The following is a 2,262-nucleotide window of genomic DNA, read 5'->3' on the forward strand; positions in this document are numbered from 1 at the left end:
GTGGCCGGATATTGATCGGAATGCCGGCCGGCTTCACGTCGGAATCCGCATTCTGCCGATGCCGAACGGCGATCTTGCGGTATTCGATCTGGAAAGGCGCTTCGCGGATGGGCCTGTTTCGGACGGGGAGCTTGCTCAGTTAAACGCGCTCTGGCCGCATATGGCGCGATCGGCGGCGCTCTCGATGCGCCTTCAGCTTCAACGAGCCCGCGCGGTCGTCGATACGCTGGATAAGGCAGGCATGCCCGCTGCCATCCTCAGTCGCCAGGACAAGATTCTCGCGGCGAATTCCGCATTCGAAGGGATGAAAGGGCAGGTCGTTTTCCTTGCCCACGGGAAGCTCGCCTTGGCCGATGTGGCCAGCAACCGTCTCCTGGAGCAGGCGCTTCACGCGATCCGCGCATCCGTCACCACGACGAACTCCATCCCCATTCCCGCGCAGGCCGACAGCTCCGCCGCCGTGATCCACGCTCTTCCCCTGCCGGGAGAAGCATCAGACGTTTTCGATGGAGCGAGAGCCATTCTCATCGTGACCAGACTGGATCGTTCGGCGTCGCCATCCGCAGAAATTCTGACCGGGCTGTTCGATCTGACGCCCGCCGAGGCGACCGTGGCCAACCGGATACTCGCAGGGCTTTCCGTCAACGAGATCGTGGTCGAACGCCGGATCTCTTGGGAAGGCTCCGCATCAGAACATCACGTTCCATTCCCGACTCCATCCCGAGACCGGCATGCGTCGTCAGGGCCTGAGCCCGCCGCCGCGCTTCGATCGCATCAACCCGACCGATACGCACCCGGAGGTGAACAGACCCGTAAGAGGCTCGATGGCGAACGGGGATGCGCAGCGAGAACCAGTACGTCGCCGCGCGCAGCCAGAGATAATCCATGGGCCATTCCGTGTAGCACAATCATGTGCACATTCACGATTTGGCGCGTTGATTGTCGAATTATATCAATGACTTAAAAGTGGTGGGCGGTGACGGGCTCGAACCGCCGACCCTCTCCGTGTAAAGGAGACGCTCTACCAACTGAGCTAACCGCCCCACGTGGTCGCGTTTAAGGCCTCGGCAGCCGCATCGCAAGCGTTGTCGGGCAGGCCGCCAGCAAACGCCGCCCAGAGGCCGAATTCCGCCATCTTCATCGTCACCCTGCCGGTGCCATGAAGACGCGCTGCCCGACCCGCCCTCGTCCTGTCCTGAGCTATGCGGGTGTCGTTGCCTGTGTCGGACTCGCCTTGGTCTCGGGGCAGGGCGCGGCACAGACACTGCTGCCCGATTCTTTCTTCACCGGTCGCCCGGCCTTCTCGCACCCCGAGCAACCCGGCAAGCCGGCGAGCTGCGAATCTATCGCGGCACAGCTTCCCGATTCGATTCCTGCCGATTCGAGAGTCGACATGGCGATCGCGGGAACGGTGAGCCTCGTCCGGACGGACGGCGCGCTCTGGTATGTCGCGGTCTGCGCCGAGCCGGGCGTCCGGGTTCTCTGCGTGACCTACGGCGCCAACGATCTCAAACCGGGCGATAAAGCGGTCCTGCGTGGCGGATACAGCCGCCAGGACAGGCGTCACGTCCTGCTCGATCCCTGCCTCGCATCGCCGGAAAACGGGGCGGGCGCAGGCGACCAATAGGGGAGGTCGAGGATATTTTTCCCCAGATGTGATTTTGCCGGCGACACTCGCTTGACACTTCGGGCCGGGGGCAATACTCACCACGTCGCTGACGGCGAATGCCTCAGCCGCCCAGCGCGGGCGTAGCTCAGTTGGTTAGAGTGCCGGCCTGTCACGCCGGAGGTCGCGGGTTCGAGCCCCGTCGCCCGCGCCATATAAATCAAAGACTTACCCATAGTCTAACCTCTCCCGTTACAAATGCCCGGCCGGCACCGTTACAGATTTCATCGCGTTTTGTTCTCGCGAAGCTTAGCCCGGCCCTCTCTCCTGATCGCATCGACTTCCCGCACTCTCGACGGGTTGACCGGGTTATAGGTCTTCTGAGGGCGAGCTGACGCAGCAAGGGTGTTGGCCATTTTGGTCGATACGGCCCGGACGTCAGCGCCGCCAGCTGTCGCCTCGACAGTTCCGGATCTGCGCATGTCGGCGAGTTGCCTCGTTTCGCCCGGACCGAACTCGGCTGCGCGAATGACGCGGAAATCGAAACCGAGCTTGTTCTTCGAGTAGGGGGGCTGGCTGATGTGGTTTGCCGCCCTTGGCAGTGACCTGAGACCCTGATCTTCCTCCAGATTTGAGTAGAGTCCGTCGATCAAGGA

At 62.5% G+C, this 2,262-nt stretch carries 2 protein-coding genes, 2 tRNA genes and 1 pseudogene; 3 read left to right on the plus strand and 2 right to left on the minus strand.

Annotated features, from left to right (window positions below):
- Nucleotides 1-964 (plus strand): annotated as a pseudogene (locus ACODTJ_RS29070) (hypothetical protein); the annotation flags it as partial.
- Nucleotides 965-967: 3 nt separating this feature from the next.
- On the opposite strand, the gene ACODTJ_RS29075 reads toward ACODTJ_RS29070, so the two are convergent.
- Nucleotides 968-1,043: transfer RNA gene (locus ACODTJ_RS29075), tRNA-Val, on the minus strand.
- A gap of 191 nt (nt 1,044-1,234) precedes the next feature.
- On the opposite strand from ACODTJ_RS29075, the gene ACODTJ_RS29080 reads away from it, so the two are divergent.
- Nucleotides 1,235-1,627, plus strand: a complete 393-nt coding sequence (locus tag ACODTJ_RS29080; RefSeq protein WP_488851692.1) for a hypothetical protein — start codon at nt 1,235-1,237, stop codon at nt 1,625-1,627.
- A 116-nt stretch (nt 1,628-1,743) separates the two neighbouring features.
- Nucleotides 1,744-1,820: transfer RNA gene (locus ACODTJ_RS29085), tRNA-Asp, on the plus strand.
- Nucleotides 1,821-1,890: 70 nt separating this feature from the next.
- On the opposite strand, the gene ACODTJ_RS29090 is transcribed toward ACODTJ_RS29085, so the two are convergent.
- On the minus strand, nt 1,891-2,262 hold a 372-nt coding region (locus tag ACODTJ_RS29090), incomplete at its 5' end, for a hypothetical protein (RefSeq protein WP_488851694.1).

This window comes from Allobosea sp. FG18, from assembly GCF_057809495.1.